The organism is Franconibacter daqui, from assembly GCF_014644275.1.
Classification (GTDB): Bacteria; Pseudomonadota; Gammaproteobacteria; order Enterobacterales; family Enterobacteriaceae; genus Franconibacter; species Franconibacter pulveris.
The window spans coordinates 808,593-825,006 of the sequence record NZ_BMKJ01000001.1 but is presented as its reverse complement, the minus strand read 5'-3'; the positions used below and the strand labels follow the sequence as shown (position 1 = coordinate 825,006).

At 55.4% G+C, this 16,414-nt stretch carries 18 protein-coding genes; 12 read left to right on the top strand and 6 right to left on the bottom strand.

What is annotated here, in order from left to right; translation table 11 throughout:
* Position 1: 1 nt before the first annotated feature.
* Positions 2–649 (bottom strand): YceH family protein, encoded by a 648-nt coding sequence (locus tag IEX01_RS03920; RefSeq protein WP_024556680.1) that lies wholly within the window; start codon positions 647–649, stop codon positions 2–4.
* Positions 650–658: 9 nt separating this feature from the next.
* Positions 659–1,243, bottom strand: a complete 585-nt coding sequence (gene rimJ, locus IEX01_RS03915; RefSeq protein WP_024556679.1) for a ribosomal protein S5-alanine N-acetyltransferase — start codon at positions 1,241–1,243, stop codon at positions 659–661.
* Between the two features lie 268 nt (positions 1,244–1,511).
* On the opposite strand from rimJ, the gene mdtH reads away from it, so the two are divergent.
* From mdtH to IEX01_RS03865, 10 genes are all read left to right on the top strand, one after another.
* On the top strand, positions 1,512–2,720 hold the full coding sequence (gene mdtH, locus IEX01_RS03910; RefSeq protein WP_188723294.1) for a multidrug efflux MFS transporter MdtH: 1,209 nt from the start codon (positions 1,512–1,514) through the stop codon (positions 2,718–2,720).
* Positions 2,721–2,782: 62 nt separating this feature from the next.
* Positions 2,783–3,430: a glutaredoxin 2 gene (grxB, locus tag IEX01_RS03905; RefSeq protein WP_188723293.1), complete on the top strand. Its 648-nt coding sequence runs from the start codon at positions 2,783–2,785 to the stop codon at positions 3,428–3,430.
* Positions 3,431–3,556: 126 nt separating this feature from the next.
* A complete protein-coding gene (locus IEX01_RS03900) occupies positions 3,557–4,117 on the top strand; it encodes a lipoprotein (protein ID WP_024556676.1) in 561 nt (186 codons plus the stop codon).
* Positions 4,118–4,241: 124 nt separating this feature from the next.
* Positions 4,242–5,294 carry a dihydroorotase gene (pyrC, locus tag IEX01_RS03895; RefSeq protein ID WP_024556675.1) on the top strand — a complete coding sequence of 351 codons (1,053 nt, stop codon included), beginning with the start codon at positions 4,242–4,244 and terminating at the stop codon, positions 5,292–5,294.
* An 82-nt stretch (positions 5,295–5,376) separates the two neighbouring features.
* Positions 5,377–5,622 carry a DNA damage-inducible protein I gene (gene dinI / locus IEX01_RS03890; protein ID WP_024560177.1) on the top strand — a complete coding sequence of 82 codons (246 nt, stop codon included), beginning with the start codon at positions 5,377–5,379 and terminating at the stop codon, positions 5,620–5,622.
* A gap of 301 nt (positions 5,623–5,923) precedes the next feature.
* Positions 5,924–6,178, top strand: coding sequence for a biofilm formation regulator BssS (gene bssS / locus IEX01_RS03885; RefSeq protein WP_034882020.1), 255 nt, complete (start codon positions 5,924–5,926; stop codon positions 6,176–6,178).
* Positions 6,179–6,296: 118 nt separating this feature from the next.
* Positions 6,297–7,412: an N-methyl-L-tryptophan oxidase gene (solA, locus tag IEX01_RS03880; RefSeq protein ID WP_188723292.1), complete on the top strand. Its 1,116-nt coding sequence runs from the start codon at positions 6,297–6,299 to the stop codon at positions 7,410–7,412.
* 50 nt (positions 7,413–7,462) lie between these two features.
* Complete coding sequence (locus IEX01_RS03875) at positions 7,463–7,576, top strand: DUF2770 family protein (RefSeq protein WP_071788452.1); 114 nt, start codon at positions 7,463–7,465, stop codon at positions 7,574–7,576.
* A gap of 274 nt (positions 7,577–7,850) precedes the next feature.
* The gene (locus tag IEX01_RS03870; RefSeq protein ID WP_024556672.1) at positions 7,851–8,405 is read left to right on the top strand and encodes a cytochrome b; all 555 of its coding nucleotides are present in this window, start codon (positions 7,851–7,853) and stop codon (positions 8,403–8,405) included.
* Positions 8,406–8,419: 14 nt separating this feature from the next.
* Positions 8,420–8,995 carry a YceI family protein gene (locus IEX01_RS03865; protein ID WP_188723291.1) on the top strand — a complete coding sequence of 192 codons (576 nt, stop codon included), beginning with the start codon at positions 8,420–8,422 and terminating at the stop codon, positions 8,993–8,995.
* 47 nt (positions 8,996–9,042) lie between these two features.
* Here IEX01_RS03865 and trhO read toward each other — a convergent pair whose 3' ends face one another.
* Entirely contained in the window at positions 9,043–10,092 is a 1,050-nt protein-coding gene (gene trhO / locus IEX01_RS03860) for an oxygen-dependent tRNA uridine(34) hydroxylase TrhO (RefSeq protein ID WP_024556670.1), read from the bottom strand.
* Between the two features lie 232 nt (positions 10,093–10,324).
* Between trhO and IEX01_RS03855 the strand changes: the two genes are divergently transcribed.
* Positions 10,325–11,248 carry a Kdo(2)-lipid IV(A) acyltransferase gene (locus tag IEX01_RS03855; protein ID WP_024556669.1) on the top strand — a complete coding sequence of 308 codons (924 nt, stop codon included), beginning with the start codon at positions 10,325–10,327 and terminating at the stop codon, positions 11,246–11,248.
* 181 nt (positions 11,249–11,429) lie between these two features.
* Positions 11,430–11,804, top strand: a complete 375-nt coding sequence (locus IEX01_RS03850; protein WP_024556668.1) for a MysB family protein — start codon at positions 11,430–11,432, stop codon at positions 11,802–11,804.
* 3 nt (positions 11,805–11,807) lie between these two features.
* Here the strand turns inward: IEX01_RS03850 and IEX01_RS03845 are convergent, their stop codons facing one another.
* From IEX01_RS03845 to mdoG, 3 genes are all read right to left on the bottom strand, one after another.
* On the bottom strand, positions 11,808–12,047 hold the full coding sequence (locus IEX01_RS03845; RefSeq protein ID WP_125454260.1) for a YceK/YidQ family lipoprotein: 240 nt from the start codon (positions 12,045–12,047) through the stop codon (positions 11,808–11,810).
* Between the two features lie 90 nt (positions 12,048–12,137).
* Entirely contained in the window at positions 12,138–14,669 is a 2,532-nt protein-coding gene (gene mdoH / locus IEX01_RS03840; protein ID WP_024556666.1) for a glucans biosynthesis glucosyltransferase MdoH, read from the bottom strand.
* A complete protein-coding gene (mdoG, locus tag IEX01_RS03835) occupies positions 14,662–16,215 on the bottom strand; it encodes a glucans biosynthesis protein MdoG (RefSeq protein ID WP_024556665.1) in 1,554 nt (517 codons plus the stop codon). The genes mdoH and mdoG overlap by 8 nt, the downstream gene beginning before the upstream one ends.
* Positions 16,216–16,414 lie beyond the last annotated feature (199 nt).

The window sequence follows — 16,414 nt, the reverse complement described above, 5'->3', positions numbered from 1 at the left end:
ATCAGTCTCCCAGGTGGCCCAGCAGCGCTTCGAGGCGGGATTTCAACTCCGCCACTTCCGCTTCCAGCGCCTCGACGCGCTGCGTCAGATCGTCCGCAGGCGCGCTGACCGCCTCTACGGCCGCGGCCAGCGTTTCCGTTTCGCCGCTAAAAAGGTGCATATAGCGGCTTTCACGCTTGCCCGGCTCGCGCGGCAGACGCGCGACAAAGGGACCGTCTTCGCGGTTCGCCAGCCCGTCCAGCGCACTTTCCACTTCAGCCATGTCGGCGAACTCATACATGCGCCCTACCCGGCTGCGCAGTTCGCCCGGCGTTTGTGGTCCGCGCAGCATCAGCGTGGCGACCAGCGCCACCTCCGGCGGCGAAAGCTTCAGCGCGCCGAATTCAGAATTACAAAAGCGCTGCTCATATTTGGTGACGCGGTTGCCAAAACCGCTGACGGTGCGCAGATAATGACGCTTGACCAGCTCATCCAGCGCATCCTGCACCTCGCGCTCTGAAAGGTTCATTACCGGCTCGCGGTTGGTTTTTTGGTTGCAGGCGGTGACCACGCCGTTAACCGAAAGCGGATACTGCTCGGGCGTGGTGACCTGCTTTTCCAGCAGGCTGCCGATGACGCGAGCTTCCACCGCGCTTAACTGATGTTTCATCTTTGCTCCTTAACGACCCGGGGTCCATTCTCTGGCGGTAAGCGCGGTTAATACATGGTCGCGCCACACGCCGTCAATCAGCAGATAATCTTTGGCATAGCCCTCTTTTTCAAAGCCGAGGCGGGCGAGCAGATCGCCGCTGCGCTTATTGTGCGGCATGTAATTAGCCATAATGCGGTGCATATGCTGGGTGCGCTGCATGTAACGAATGGCGGAGGTGAGCGCTTCAAACATCAGCCCCTGTCCCTGCCACTTTTCCCCCAGCGAATACCCGAGGTAGCAGGCGTGAAACGAGCCGCGTACCACATTGGAAAAATTGGCCACGCCGCGGATCGCTTTTTCATCCGGATCGAGCAGCGCGAAATAAAAAGCGCTGCCTTGCTTGTGCAGTTCGTTGATCATGCCAAGGCGGGCCTGCCAGCCGGAGGGGTAGCAGTGGCTGTCGTCACGCACCGGCTCCCAGGGTTTTAAAAACTGGCGGTTTTCAGCGTAATAATCCGCGAGCCGCCAGGCGTCACGGTCATGCACCAGCCGCACCACCAGGCGATCGGTCGTTAATCGTACTTTCGGCACGTTACTGCGGTAGCCAAACATTTATCACCCACTCCTTCGTCCACAATAAGCCACACGGCGCGAGCGGCGATACGCCGCTGTCTCATGCGCGGTAAGTTAACTATACCTGTGCGAGACAAAACAGGGAAAACAACAACATACCATTTTCCGCACCCCGCGGCGCTATTTCGATTAACGTCATCAATTAAACATCTGGATCGATAAAAAAATATTGTTGTTTTGAATATAGGAAAGTCTGAGACGCGCCCGCAAAATAGAAGTTTATCTTTGCGTTTTCCCAGGAGGGGAAATGGCCAGCGTGTCGCAGGCAAGGAGCCTGGGTAAATATTTCCTGCTGATTGACAACATGCTCGTGGTGCTGGGCTTTTTTGTCGTCTTTCCCCTGATTTCTATTCGCTTTGTCGATCAACTGGGCTGGGCCGCGCTGATGGTCGGTATCGCCCTCGGCCTGCGTCAGTTTATTCAGCAGGGGCTTGGGATCTTCGGCGGCGCGATAGCCGACCGTCTTGGCGCCCGGCCGATGATCGTCACCGGCATGCTGATGCGTGCGGCGGGTTTTGCGACGATGGCGGTCGCTCAGGAGCCCTGGATGCTCTGGCTCTCCTGTATTCTCTCCGGCCTTGGCGGCACCCTGTTTGACCCGCCGCGCTCGGCGCTGGTGGTAAAATTGGTGCGTCCGCACCAGCGCGGGCGCTTTTTTTCTCTGCTGATGATGCAGGACAGCGCAGGCGCGGTGATTGGCGCACTGCTCGGCAGCTGGCTGCTGCAGTATGATTTTCGCCTCGTCTGCGGCGCAGGTGCGCTGCTGTTTGTGATTTGCGCAGGTTTCAACGCCTGGCTGTTGCCGGACTGGAAGCTTTCGACCATTCGCACCCCTATGCGCGAAGGGATGAGCCGCGTGCTGCGCGACAAGCGGTTTGTCACTTACGTGCTGACGCTTACCGGCTACTACATGCTGGCGGTGCAGGTCATGCTTATGTTGCCGATTATGGTCAATGACATCGCCGGCACGCCCGCCGCCGTGAAATGGATGTACGCCATCGAAGCGACGCTGTCGCTCACCCTGCTCTACCCTGTCGCTCGCTGGAGCGAAAAGCGCTATCGCCTGGAGCACCGCCTGATGGCGGGCCTGCTGCTGATGACGCTGAGCCTGCTGCCGATAGGCCTGGTGGGCACGTTGCAGCAGCTATTTACCCTGATTTGTCTGTTTTACATCGGCTCGATTATCGCGGAGCCGGCACGGGAGACGCTCAGCGCTTCGCTCGCCGATTCCCGCGCCCGCGGCAGCTATATGGGCTTCAGCCGCCTTGGCCTCGCCTTTGGCGGCGCGCTCGGCTATGCGGGCGGCGGCTGGCTGTTTGACGCCGGCAAAACGTTTCAGCAGCCAGAGCTGCCCTGGATGATGCTTGGCGTTATCGGCGTGGCGACATGCTTTGCTCTGTGGTGGCAGTTCAGCCAGAAGCGCCTCGAGCCGAGCATGCTTGAACCGGGCAGCTAATTTGCCCCGCCCTGGCTTCTCTTCCATACTGAAGGCACGGACGCCATAACAGGAGGAGAAACGTGAAGCTATATATTTACGATCACTGCCCGTTTTGCGTGAAAGCGCGCATGATATTTGGGCTGAAAAATATCCCGGTTGAGCTGAACGTGCTGCTCAACGATGATGAAGAAACGCCCACCCGGATGATTGGTCAGAAGATGGCCCCGATTCTGCAAAAAGATGACAGCCGCTATCTGCCGGAAAGCCTCGATATTGTCTACTACGTCGATAAGCTCGACGGCAAACCGCTGCTCACCGGGAAGCGTAATCCGGCCATTGAAACCTGGCTTCGCAAAGTAAACGGCTACGTCAACCGCCTGCTGCTGCCGCGCATCGCCAAAGCGCCTTTTGATGAATTCGCCACCCCGCAGGCGCGGGCTTACTTTGTGAAAAAGAAAGAGGCGGCGATTGGCGATTTCGACGAGCATCTTGCCCACTCGGCAGGGCTTATCAAGAACATCAACGATGATTTGCGCGATCTCGATAAGCTGATTAAGCAGCCTAACGCCGTCAATGGCGAGCTCTCAGAGGATGATATTCATCTCTTCCCGCTGCTGCGTAACCTGACGCTGGTGGCAGGCGTAGAGTACCCGACCCGCGTGGCGGATTACCGGGACAATATGGCCAAACAAACCCAGGTCAACCTTCTCTCCTCAATCTCTATTTAATCCTTATGCCGGTGGCCGCCACCGGCTTTTTCAGCCTTTTCCGCTGGCGACACTTACTCTGGCGCGACATGCTGCTTTGTGTCAGGATCCCCTGACACGGACTTTGTGCACATGTCGAGGAATGAGATGAAGAGCTTTATTGTCGCCGCCGCGCTGGTTGTCAGCGGTCTGCTGGCAGGGTGTAACCAGCTAACCCAGTACACGGTTACCGAGCAGGAAATTAACCAGGCGCTGCAAAAACGGAATAATTTCTCGCGTGATATCGGCGTGCCGGGCGTGGCGGATGCCCACATCGTGCTGAGCAATCTGGCAAGCCAGATTGGGCGTGAAGAGCCAAACAAAGTCACCCTGACCGGCGATGCCAGTCTGGATATGACCTCCCTTTTCGGCAATCAAAAAGCGAACATGAAGCTGACGCTGAAAGCGCTGCCGGTCTTTAACAAAGAGAAGGGGGCGATTTATCTTCAGGAAATGGAGGTGGTTAACGCGACGGTTCAGCCGCAAAAAATGCAGGCGTTGCTGGAAACCCTGACTCCTTACCTTAATCAGTCGCTGCGCAGCTATTTCAATCAGCACCCCGCTTATGTGCTGAGCGAAGATGGCAGCGAAGGCGAAAAGCTGGCCAAACGCTATGCCAAAGGGCTGGAAGTGAAGCCGGGTGAAATCGTGATCCCCTTTATAGACTGAGTTTCGGCGTCGGGGTGATAGCCCCGGCGCGAAGCACGAAAAGGGTGCAAACGAAAACGTTTCCGCTTATCCTTAGTGCCCGGCGCAAATCCAGCCATTTTTGTCCTTCTAGCCGGAGCATTTCATGACTGAACAACCCCAGGTGTTAACCATCCGCCGTCCTGACGACTGGCATCTCCATCTGCGCGATGGCGAGATGTTGCAAACCGTTCTGCCTTATACCAGCGAGACCTATGCGCGCGCCATCGTCATGCCGAACCTGGCTCCTCCGGTAACTACCGTGGCGGCGGCTGTCGCTTATCGCCAGCGTATTCTGGATGCCGTCCCCGCAGGCCATACGTTTGAACCGCTGATGACCTGCTACCTGACCGACACGCTGGATGCCGACGAGCTGGCGCGCGGCTTCGAGGAAGGGGTCTTTACGGCCGCCAAGCTCTATCCGGCGAACGCCACCACTAACTCAAGCCACGGCGTCACCAGCATTGACGCGATTATGCCCGTGCTGGAGCGTATGGAGCGTCTGGGCATGCCGCTGCTGGTGCATGGCGAAGTCACTCACGCAGATATCGATATTTTCGATCGCGAAGCGCGGTTTATCGAAACGGTAATGGAACCGCTGCGCCGCCGCCTGCCAGGGCTGAAAGTGGTGTTTGAACATATCACGACCAAAGACGCCGCCCAGTATGTGCGTGAAGGCAATGAGCTTCTTGCCGCCACCATTACGCCGCAGCATTTGATGTTCAACCGCAACCATATGCTGGTTGGCGGCGTGCGCCCTCACCTCTATTGCCTGCCCATCCTTAAACGCAGCGTTCACCAGCAGGCGCTGCGCGAACTGGTGGCGAGCGGCTTTGAGCGCGCTTTCCTGGGTACCGACTCTGCACCGCACGCTCGCCATCGCAAAGAAGCCAGCTGCGGCTGCGCCGGCTGTTTTAACGCCCCTTCCGCCCTGGGCGCTTACGCCACGGTGTTTGAAGAGATGAATGCACTGGCGCATTTTGAAGCGTTCTGTTCGCTCAACGGCCCGCGCTTCTACGGCCTGCCGGTAAACGAAGAGGTTATTGAGCTGGTGCGTGAAGAGGTAGAGATGCCGCAAAGCATCAGCCTTAGCGACGATAGCATCGTGCCGTTCCTGGCCGGTGAAAAAGTGCGCTGGTCCGTGAAACGCCAGGCATAAGCTGCAGCATTTACATTGCCCCCTGTTGCAAGCCACCGCAATTATCTGTATAAATATACAGTATCGTTAACAGGGGGTGTTTATGCGTGTAGAAGTGACTATCGCCAGAACCACAACGCTGCCGCCTGGCGCTATCGACGCCCTGGCCTGCGAGCTTAGCCGCCGAATTGAACAACAGTTCCCCGACTTTCCTAACCGCGTCCAGGTGCGCTATGCCGCCACCAATAATCTTTCGGTACTGGGCGCAGGCAAAGAAGCGAAAGATCGCGTCAGCGAAATTCTTCAGGAAACCTGGGAAAGCGCTGAGGATTGGTTTAGCGAACCCTGACTTAACCTAAATTTCTCTTATGGTGTCGTTTCCGGGCTTCGCCGCCCGGCTTTTTTTATTTCTGCTATTATTAATAAAATGCTTTTCAGCATATCCTTATTGATCCTTCTTTTTCGCGTCTGCTATTGAATAATTTGCCGTTTTATTGTTCAAATAAATCAATTATTTCAAAAAATGTGTTGCAGGGTATTTATTTTTGCCTCTTTTTAGCATATTGATTGATATACTTAGACAGCTTCAATAAAACACGCATTGAAACCTCATGAGCCGTTGTCTTTAAACACGTATTAAGGGGGTTATAATGGAAAAAATTAATGAAGTTATTCAGACACATCCCCTTGTTGGATGGGATATCAGCACCGTAGACAGCTACGATGCCATGATGCTAAGGCTGCATTACTTGACATCCAATCCGTCTGACCATGAAGAGACGGAAATAGGCCAGACGTTGTGGCTAACTACCGATGTAGCCAGACAATTTATTTCCATTTTAGAAGCTGGCATTGCAAAAATTGAATCCAGCGAATACCAGGAAAATGATTATCGCAAGCATTAGTCTGATGCTTCCCTTATAACCATCGGGCGCTCTTCGGAGCGCCATTATTATTTTTAGTCTTGTGCAACTTTCCCGCCTTAATTACTCTGCTAAGTAACAACCTATGCGGAGCACCTCCATGCAATACGATTTGATTATCATTGGCAGCGGTTCGGTTGGCGCAGCGGCAGGGTATTACGCCACCCGGGCAGGGCTGAATGTCCTGATGACGGACAGTGGTCATCCGCCGCACCAGCAAGGCAGCCATCATGGCGAAACACGGCTTATCCGCCACGCTTATGGCGAAGGTGAAATCTATGTCCCGCTGGTACTGCGCGCCCAGGCGTTATGGGATGAGCTTCAGTCCCTTACCGAAGCGCGTATTTTTCAGCGCAGCGGCGTCATTAACCTGGGCCCCGCCCATTCTGAATTTTTGCGCAACGTAGCGCAAAGCGCTCAGCGCTGGCAGTTGCCGCTTGAGACCTTCAATGCCGACCAACTCATGGCGCGCTGGCCGGAATTTCGCGTGCCGGATGATTATATCGGCTTGTTCGAACCCAATTCCGGCGTGCTCTACAGCGAAGTCGCTATCGCTAACTATATTCGCCTCGCTGAAGAAGCGGGCTGCGCCCAGCTCTTTAACTGCGCGGTCACCGCAATAGAGCCTCAGGCGCAGGGAGTGCGCGTGGTTACCGAGGATGGCGAATATGAAGGGCGCAAGGTGCTGATTAGCGCTGGTACGTGGGTTAAGCGTCTGGTGCCGCACCTGCCGATTACGCCGGTGCGCAAGGTGTTCGCCTGGTATCAGGCTGACGGGCGCTACAGCGTGAATAATCGCTTTCCCGCCTTTACTGGCGAGACGGCGAATGGCGACCAGTATTACGGCTTCCCGGCGGAAGATAACGCGCTGAAAATCGGCAAGCACAACGGCGGTCAGCCGATCAATTCCGCGCAAGAGCGCAAACCTTTCGGCGCAGTGGCGACCGACGGCGCCGAGGCGTTTCCTTTCCTGCGCCAGCATCTGCCTGGCATCGGCGGCTGTCTGCATGGCGCGTCCTGCACCTACGATAATTCCCCGGATGAAGATTTTATCGTCGATACCCTGCCTGATTTGCCGCAGGCGATGATAGTGACCGGCCTCAGCGGTCACGGCTTTAAATTCGCGTCGGTGTTGGGCGAGATAGCGAGCCAGTTTGCCGCTGATAAACCTGTTGAGTTTGATCTCGCCCCTTTTAGTCTGTCGCGCTTCAAATAAACGCAGCGGCCTGCGGGCCGCATAAGGTGCTACTGGTTAAAAGGACAGGTATGCAGCGGCTGATTCGTTTTCTGGTAAACAATGTTCGGGAACATCTGCTGGTTTATCTGGCGCTTTCTGCTCTGTTGGCGCTGCTGGATCTGTTCTGGATTTACGCCAGTTAGCGCCATTAACCATTCAAAATAACTGACACATGACTTACAAAAACTGACAACACACATGATTATTCTGCCGCTATTTTCTTTTTATTATATCTAAATAACCGTATTTTACTGTTATCAAACTCAGTTTCTGACCTTTTTTACCGTTATTCCGTCTTTCAATAGCCCAAACTTATCAATCAAATTTACTGAATAAGATTGTTGATTTTTTTGGTTTGCTTTTAGGACCTTCAACGGTCACTGTGGCTGCATCTTATTTATTAACGGATGCGTAACAATGCAGTGGCGTAACACACCGTCGCAATATGGACATTTCTCAGTACTGCTTCACTGGCTAATGGCGCTTGCCGTTTATGGCATGTTTGCGCTTGGGCTGTGGATGGTGACGCTTGGCTATTATGATGTCTGGTATCACCGGGCCCCGGAACTGCACAAAAGTATCGGCATCGTTATTTTTCTCTTTTTACTGATGCGGGTTATCTGGCGCTTTGTTTCGCCGCCGCCTCCCCCGCTCGCCTCTTATTCCCGCCTGACGCGTGTGAGCGCCGTTGCCGTTCATGTACTGCTCTATCTATTGCTGTTCGCGATTTTGCTGAGCGGTTATCTGATTTCGACCGCCGAAGGCAAACCCATCAGCGTGTTTGGGCTTGTTGAAATCCCGGCTATCTTCAGCGGCGCGGGCGAACAAGCCGATACGGCAGGCGATATTCATCTCTGGCTCGCCTGGAGCGTAGTGCTGCTCTCGGTGCTCCACGCTTTCGCCGCGCTGAAGCACCATTTCATCGATAAAGACGTTACCCTCAAGCGCATGCTCGGGAAATCGTCGCATTAACCAAGGAGTGATAAATGAAAAAAAGCCTGATGGGGTTAACGCTCGCCGCCCTGTTCTTTACTACCGGCTCCGCTGTCGCGGCCGATTATAAGATTGATAAAGAGGGCCAGCACGCCTTCGTTAACTTCCGGATTAAACACCTTGGCTACAGCTGGCTCTACGGCACCTTCCGCGATTTCGACGGCACCTTTACTTTTGATGAGAAAAACCCGTCAGCGGATAAAGTCAACGTCACTATCAACACGACCAGCATCGATACCAACCACGCCGAGCGTGATAAACATCTGCGCAGCGCGGAATTCCTGAACGTAGCCAAATTCCCGAAAGCGACCTTCACCTCCACGTCCGTGAAGCAGGATGGCGATGAGCTGGACATCACCGGTAACTTTACGCTTAACGGCGTGACCAAACCGCTGACGCTTGAAGCCAAACTGATTGGCCAGGGCGACGATCCGTGGGGCGGCGTTCGCGCAGGCTTTGAAGCGGAAGGGAAAATTAAACTCAAAGATTACAACATTACTACCGATCTCGGCCCCGCTTCTCAGGAAGTTGACCTGATTATTTCGGTCGAAGGCGTGCGCCAGAAGTAATCCCGTCTGGATTGCGCTAAAAAAAAGCCTCCCTGCGGAGGCTTTTTTTATTGCGGATCGGGAATGCCGAGCACGGTATTCAAGCGGCCACGGGATTTGTTAAAGATTTTATTGCCGTTTTCGCGGCCGGCGCGGCGGCGGCGCTGCTCTTCTTCCGGCAACGCGCTCTCGTCGCGGCAAAGCTCACTGCAGCAGCCCTGAAACTTCTCTGCGCAGGTCGGACACTGGATAAACAGCAGATGGCAGCCGTCATTCTTGCAATTGGTGTGGCTGTCGCAAGGCGCGCCGCACTGATGGCAATGCGCAATTACATCATCAGAGATGCGCTCGCCCATACGCTCGTCAAAAACAAAGTTTTTCCCAACGAAACGCACCGGCAGCCCCTGCTCGCGGGCTTTGCGGGCGTACTCAATGATGCCGCCTTCGATGTGCCAGACTTTATTAAAACCGTTGTGACGCATCCACGCGCTCGCTTTTTCGCAGCGAATACCGCCGGTGCAGTACATAACAATTTTCTTGTCTTTATGCTCCTGCATCATCTCCACCGCTTTCGGCAGCTGCTCGCGGAACGTGTCCGCCGGGATTTCCAGCGCGTTTTCGAAATGCCCCACTTCATATTCATAGTGGTTGCGCATATCGATAAACACCGCGTCCGGGTCATCCAGCATGGCGTTCACTTCCGCCGCCTTCAGGTACTCGCCAACGTCGCTGGCGTTGAAGGTTGGGTCATCGATGCCGTCCGCCACAATGCGGTCGCGCACTTTCATGCGCAGCACCCAGAACGATTTACCGTCATCGTCCAGCGCAATGTTCAATCGCAGGCCGTCCAGCGCCGGGTCAAAGCCGTACAGCAGCGTGCGAAACGCTTCTACCTTGCTTTGCGGCACGCTGATTTGGGCGTTGATCCCTTCATGGGCAAGATAGACGCGACCGAAAACGTTAAGTTCGGTAAACGCTTTATAGAGGTTATCGCGAGTCGCTTTCGGGTCGGCGATGGTGAAATATTTATAGAATGAGATAGTGGTGCGCGGCTCGGTTTCCGCCAGCATGCGCGCCCTCAGCTCCTCATTCGAAATGCGGTTGTGTAACACTGGCATGGTGTACGTATCCTGCAATCGTTAGGGGAATGAAAATCGGCGGGCATGATATAGCAATTACCGCTAATTTACATCCATGAATTTTGCGCTACATTTCCATCACTTTGTTTCTGCAGATTTCTCTAAACTGGCGTGAAAACCACCGCCTGTCGTCCATGAATTTTGGCAGGACGGAAAATAATGTCACAATGTCTGCGACAAGTGGACTTGCCTGCAACCTAATGGAATTTTCATGACGACCCATTTACCCCAATTCAACCGCGCTCTGCTGCATCCTCGCTACTGGCTGACATGGCTTGGCATTGGCCTGCTTTATCTCGTCGTGCTGCTGCCTTATCCGGTGATTTACCGCCTTGGCTGCGGCATGGGCCGTCTGGCGATGCGAGTAATGAAGCGCCGCGCCCGTATCGCCCACCGCAACCTTGAGCTTTGCTTTCCCGAAATGAGCGAAGCGGAACGCCAGAAGCTGGTGGAGAAGAATTTTGAATCCGTCGGCATGGGCCTGATGGAAACCGGCATGGCCTGGTTCTGGCCGAACTGGCGCGTGGAACGCTGGTTTGATGTCTCCGGCGTGGAGCCAGTGAAAGCGCTTCTGGCGCAGAAACAGGGGATTTTGCTCATCGGCGTGCACTTTCTGACGCTTGAACTCGGCGCGCGCATCTTTGGCATGCATACGCCAGGCATCGGCGTTTATCGTCCTAATGACAATCCGCTGCTTGACTGGCTGCAAACCTGGGGACGCCTGCGCTCCAATAAAACCATGCTCGATCGTAAAGATCTCAAAGGCATGATCAAGGCGCTGAAAAGCGGCGAAATTATCTGGTATGCGCCGGACCACGACTACGGCCCGCGCAACAGCGTTTTCGTTCCCCTTTTCGCTGTCGAACAAGCCGCCACTACGTCGGGCACCTGGATGCTGGCAAAGATGTCCAAAGCCTGCATTGTGCCTTTTGTACCGCGCCGCAAGCCTGGCGGCAAAGGTTACGAGCTGATAGCCCTTGAACCGGAATGCCAGCCGCCGCTGGGCGATGCTGAAGAAACGGCAGCCTGGATGAACAAAGTGGTGGAGAAATGTATTCTCATGGCGCCGGATCAGTACATGTGGCTGCATCGCCGTTTTAAAACCCGCCCGCAAGGGGTGCCTTCCCGCTATTAATTCCGCAGCCCCGGCCAAATCCAGGCCGGGGCTGCGTTTCCCCGCTCACGCGCAGCGTTTCTCTCTAAGACGCTGATGTTGCGCATGATATTTCCCCCCCTTTTTTTCGCTTTCTTATTTGCAATTATGGATCTTCGTCTATCCTTTCCTGAAACAACCATGTCTGTTCAGGGAGAAAATTATGTCCATGTTTGCAACGCTTGAAGAAGCCATCGACGCTGCACGCGAAGAGTTCCTCGCCGACAATCCGGGGATGGACGAAGAAGATGCGGTTGTCCAGCAACTCAATATCCAGAAATATGTTCTGCAGGACGGCGAGATAATGTGGCAGGTCGAGTTCTTCGCCACCGATGAAGAGCAAGGCGAGTGCCTGCCGGTACTGAGCGGGGAAGCGGCGCAGAGCGTCTTTGACGGCGACTACGACGAGATTGAGCTTCGTCAGGAGTGGCTGGAAGAGAACACGTTGCATGAATGGGATGAAGGGGAATTTCAGCTTGAACCGCCGCTGGATACGGAAGAAGGTCGCACCGCGGCGGATGAATGGGATGAACGCTAAGCGTTATTCATACGGGCCGTGATGCATGTCTATCGGCAGCAATAGCGTGTCGAAGACCAGCGAAAACGGCAGATCCAGTACCGTGACATAACGCCACGCGGAATCTCTTACGTCCCACTGCACGCCGGGGTAATACTGGTTGCCATGTCCCTGCCCCGGCACCGCGCGACTGATTATGCTGCCGCATCCGCTCAGCAGGCAGGCCGCCAGAACAAGCGCCACTGCTTTCAAACCACACCTCATCATTCTTCGTTTCCGCTAAGTATACGTCGTAACCCGTCAGGTGAAAAAAATGCCGGCCACTGAGGCCGGCATTTTCACACGAGGTTTTGCTTATCCGCGCGACTTCAGCGCATGCGGGTTAAGCTGTAACGCTTTGTAATGGCTCACCCAGGAGGAATAGCGTTCCGGCGCCGACCAGACGCGATAGTGCAGCCGCGCCATGGTCACCGGGTCGCTCAGCAGCACCAGGCGACGGTCACGGTTGAGTTTATCCGGCGTTTCATTCAGCGCCTGCTCAACATGACGGTCACGGGCAATTTCCAGCACATGGCTTGCACGGTGACGCGCGGTGGCCATCGCTGTCGCCAGCGCGTTGAAGGAAGGATGGAATACGGCGTGCATAAAGCCATCTTCCAGCGAACGACCGCGGTTCTGCTCCAGATACTTATCGGTATCCACCAGCACCTGCGGCGGCGAATACTCTTCCGGGATCAGGAACAGTTTCCAGCGTTTTGTACGCAGTCCCACCGTTGAACGGCTTGAAATAACCGACACAAACGGCGACAGGATCAGCGAGAAAACGATAGGCGCCAGCCAGAAGAGGAAGCGCAGATCGAGCCACGCCATCCCCACCGCCCAGACCAGGCCCAGCAGCAGTTGAGAACCATGTCGCATGAAGGCTTCGCCCCACGGAGTGGAGTCATCATCACGCTGCGGCGAGTTCCATACCACTTCCCAGCCAAGGAACGCGCTGACCACGAACACAGTGTGGAACAGCATGCGAACCGGCGCCAGCAGTACCGAGAAAAGCACTTCCAGCAGCAGCGAAAGCGTTACGCGCAAGAAGCCGCCATACTCTTTCGAGCCTTTGCACCAGATAAGCACCACGCTCAACAGCTTCGGCAGGAACAGCAGCACCATGGTCGAGGCAAACAGCGCAATCGCCAGTTCAGGACGCCATTGCGGCCAGACCGGAAAGAGCTGACGCGGCTGGAGGAAGTACTGCGGCTCAGTGAGCGCATGCACCACCTGAAGCGCCGTGGAAAGCGCCAGGAACAAGAACCAGAGCGGCGCTGAGAGATAAGACATGACGCCGGTCAGGAACACCGCACGGTGAACCGGGTGCATCCCTTTCACCAAAAACAGGCGGAAGTTCATCAGGTTGCCATGGCACCAGCGGCGGTCGCGTTTGAGCTCGTCGAGCAGGTTCGGCGGCAGCTCTTCATAGGAGCCTGGCAGGTCATAGGCAATCCAGACGCCCCAGCCTGCGCGGCGCATCAGCGCGGCTTCCACGAAGTCGTGCGACAGAATGGAACCGGCAAAGGAGCCCTCGCCCGGCAGTGGCGCCAGCGCGCAGTGCTCGATAAACGGCTTCACGCGGATAATGGCGTTGTGACCCCAGTAGTGCGATTCGCCAAGCTGCCAGAAATGAAGACCGGCGGTAAAGAGCGGGCCGTAAACGCGGGTCGCGAACTGCTGGCAGCGCGCATAGAGCGTGTCCATGCCGGAAGCCTTCGGCGAAGACTGGATGATCCCGGCGTTCGGGTTCGCTTCCATCAGGCGCACAAGGCCGGTCAGACAGTCGCCGGTCATCACCGAGTCCGCATCCAGCACGACCATGTAGCTGTACTGGCTGCCCCAGCGGCGGCAGAAGTCATCAATGTTGCCGCTTTTACGCTTCACACGACGACGACGGCGGCGATAGAAGATTTGCCCTTCGCCTTGCACTTCGGCAATCAACTCCATCCAGGCTTTTTGCTCAGCCACGCAAATATCGGGGTTGTAGCTGTCGCTCAGAATGTAAACGTCGAAGTGCTGCTGTTGACCTGTCGCTTTTACCGATTCCCACGTCGCGCGCAGCCCCGCGAAAACGCGATCCACGTCTTCGTTGCAGATAGGCATAATCAGCGCGGTGCGGTGCGCCGGGTTGATCGGCTCATCGCCCACCGTTGAGGCGGAGATGCTGTATTTATCGCGCCCAATCAGCAGTTGCAAAAAGCCCATCAGCGCGGTCCAGAAACCGGCGGAGACCCAGCAGAAAAGTATAGCGAAGAGGATAAGGATGCCGCTTTGCAGCACATAAGGCAGCAGCTGCATAAAAGAGACCCAGATATCCTGGCCAATCATATCCGCCGGATTGATGAGCGCCCAGCCCTGGTATGGAAGGATAGTCTTCATATACCAGGTGGCGACCACGGTCTGGGAGAGCGTCAGCAGCAGCAGGATGTAACGGCGGATGGTGCCGACGGTACGCCATTTCTGCTCAGCGACTTGCTCCTCTTTTGAGAGGCGCGACATGTAGCGCGGCAGCACTTCGCGTCCGCGCAGACGATCCCAGAAGCGTCCAATTGGGTTGGTGCGCCACGGATCGGGGAACATAGAAGAGCGTTTTGCTTTCGGCATCGCCTCCAGCTGAGTACGCCCCTCGTCATCCTTAATAAGCTGCCCTTGCGCCAGCGACTCGGGCCAGCTGTGCTCAAGGCGCGCCTTTACCGAACCCAGCGGCGTATCATCGTCCCGTTCGTAAACGCGACCTTCGCCGCCAAGCGCCTCGTGGACGCCGCGAAGGCTGGCGTCCGGCAGCGCCGCTTTCTCAGCGGCGGAAAGCGGCAGCAGGTTAATATACTCAGTCAACTTATTCATTGGCAGGTAGCTGATAGCTCCAGGTTTCACTCAGCGTCTGGTCGCCGTTCATCAGCGCAGCACGCATATCAGTGGTTTTCTTCGCGTCTTTGATCTTCACGCGCAGCGTCATGCGCCAGCCCTGAGTGACCGGGTTATAACGCACGTTGCTGTCAACGATCTCGCCGTTATCGCCAATGCTGGTCTGCGCGGCGACAGGGGTTTCCGGCGGCAACGCTTTCATATCTGCGCCTGCGAAATCCACAATAAACGCGATAGTGCCGTCCGGCTGGCGGATAAGGTTGGACTGCTTCACATCGCCCGTGGAGCGACGCGTCTGCAGAACATAAGCATTATCGGCGGCATGGAGTTTATCTTCATCGCGGCTGAAGGTGATGGTGTACTTAAAGTTCATCTCCTTGCCCGGTTCCGGCAGTTGATCCGGCGTCCAGTACGTCACGATGTTGTCGTTGGTTTCGTCGTTAGTGGGAATTTCCACCAGCTCGACTTTACCCTTGCCCCACTGCCCCTGCGGCGTGACCCAGGCGCTCGGGCGCTGATCGTAACGATCGTCCAGATCCTCAAAGCGGTTAAACTCACGGCCGCGCTGCAGCAAACCGAAGCCCTGCGGGTTTTCGGTGCTGTAGCTGCTCACCGCCAGATGACGCGGGTTGTTCAACGGACGCCAGATCCACTCATTATTGCCAGCATGAATGGAAAGACCGTTGGAATCATGCAGTTCCGGACGGAAATTGGTATTTGGCGACGGTTGGTTCGGCCCAAACAGGAACATGCTGGTCAGCGGCGCGACCCCAAGCTTGCCGACTTTGTCGCGCAGGTAGACTTTCGACTGCACGTCCACCACCGTATCGCGGCCAGGCTGAATAACAAAACGGTAGGCGCCGGTCGCGCGCGGAGAGTCCAGCAGCGCATAAATGGTCAGGCGCTTGTCGTTGGGTTTCGGACGCTCAATCCAGTACTCGCGAAAGCGCGGAAACTCTTCGCCAGAAGGCAAGGCGGTGTCGATAGCCAGACCGCGCGCGGAGAGGCCATAAACCTGGCCCTGCCCTATCACGCGGAAGTAGCTTGCACCAAGCATGCTGACAATCTCGTCGTTCTTATCTTTGCTGTTGATGGGATAAAGCACTTTAAAGCCCGCAAAGCCTAAATCTTTTACGGTCTCTTTATCATGCTGCACATTGCCGAAATTAAAATAATCCGGGCTGTACTTGATTTTGTGCACCGCGTTGGCGGTCACTTCGTTCAGAGTGACAGGCACGTCGAAGTACATACCCTGATGGTAGAATTCGAGTTTGAACGGAGTCTTTACCTTGCTCCAGTAGGCTTTGTCGTGATTGAACTGGATCTGTTGATAGTCCGCATACTTCATATCGCGGAAGACGGAGGGCAGGTTGCTTTTAGGTGCTTCGTAGCTTTTACCCGCTAATGATTTCGCTTGTTTTGCGACATCATCGATAGTGAAGGCCCAAACCGAAGTGGTATAAAGGGACAACATCACTGCCGCACCCAACCAGCGCATTTTCATCATTTGTGGTTTATGTTTCATATTAACCAGCACATCCCCCTTTGTGTGCTTCAATCAATCCGATCCATTTTAATGGAAACTTCAGCTTTCCGACAACACAATCACCGCTTTGTTCAGCCGCTGGCTCAGGTATTAAGCAAATGAAAGCGCGTGACTTTCGCTTTTGGATTTTGTCCTGGAGACAGGTTGTCGTCGTTGGTGTAGGGTTGCCGCCGAATCT

Bases quoted from the DNA above. Each gene is read 5' to 3' on its own strand.
- IEX01_RS03920 (WP_024556680.1), bottom strand. From the start codon at position 649: ATGAAACATCAGTTAAGCGCGGTGGAAGCTCGCGTCATCGGCAGCCTG.
- rimJ (WP_024556679.1), bottom strand. From the start codon at position 1,243: ATGTTTGGCTACCGCAGTAACGTGCCGAAAGTACGATTAACGACCGAT.
- mdtH (WP_188723294.1), top strand. From the start codon at position 1,512: ATGGCCAGCGTGTCGCAGGCAAGGAGCCTGGGTAAATATTTCCTGCTG.
- IEX01_RS03900 (WP_024556676.1), top strand. From the start codon at position 3,557: ATGAAGAGCTTTATTGTCGCCGCCGCGCTGGTTGTCAGCGGTCTGCTG.
- pyrC (WP_024556675.1), top strand. From the start codon at position 4,242: ATGACTGAACAACCCCAGGTGTTAACCATCCGCCGTCCTGACGACTGG.
- dinI (WP_024560177.1), top strand. From the start codon at position 5,377: ATGCGTGTAGAAGTGACTATCGCCAGAACCACAACGCTGCCGCCTGGC.
- bssS (WP_034882020.1), top strand. From the start codon at position 5,924: ATGGAAAAAATTAATGAAGTTATTCAGACACATCCCCTTGTTGGATGG.
- solA (WP_188723292.1), top strand. From the start codon at position 6,297: ATGCAATACGATTTGATTATCATTGGCAGCGGTTCGGTTGGCGCAGCG.
- IEX01_RS03875 (WP_071788452.1), top strand. From the start codon at position 7,463: ATGCAGCGGCTGATTCGTTTTCTGGTAAACAATGTTCGGGAACATCTG.
- IEX01_RS03870 (WP_024556672.1), top strand. From the start codon at position 7,851: ATGCAGTGGCGTAACACACCGTCGCAATATGGACATTTCTCAGTACTG.
- IEX01_RS03865 (WP_188723291.1), top strand. From the start codon at position 8,420: ATGAAAAAAAGCCTGATGGGGTTAACGCTCGCCGCCCTGTTCTTTACT.
- trhO (WP_024556670.1), bottom strand. From the start codon at position 10,092: ATGCCAGTGTTACACAACCGCATTTCGAATGAGGAGCTGAGGGCGCGC.
- IEX01_RS03855 (WP_024556669.1), top strand. From the start codon at position 10,325: ATGACGACCCATTTACCCCAATTCAACCGCGCTCTGCTGCATCCTCGC.
- IEX01_RS03850 (WP_024556668.1), top strand. From the start codon at position 11,430: ATGTCCATGTTTGCAACGCTTGAAGAAGCCATCGACGCTGCACGCGAA.
- IEX01_RS03845 (WP_125454260.1), bottom strand. From the start codon at position 12,047: ATGAGGTGTGGTTTGAAAGCAGTGGCGCTTGTTCTGGCGGCCTGCCTG.
- mdoH (WP_024556666.1), bottom strand. From the start codon at position 14,669: ATGAATAAGTTGACTGAGTATATTAACCTGCTGCCGCTTTCCGCCGCT.
- mdoG (WP_024556665.1), bottom strand. From the start codon at position 16,215: ATGAAACATAAACCACAAATGATGAAAATGCGCTGGTTGGGTGCGGCA.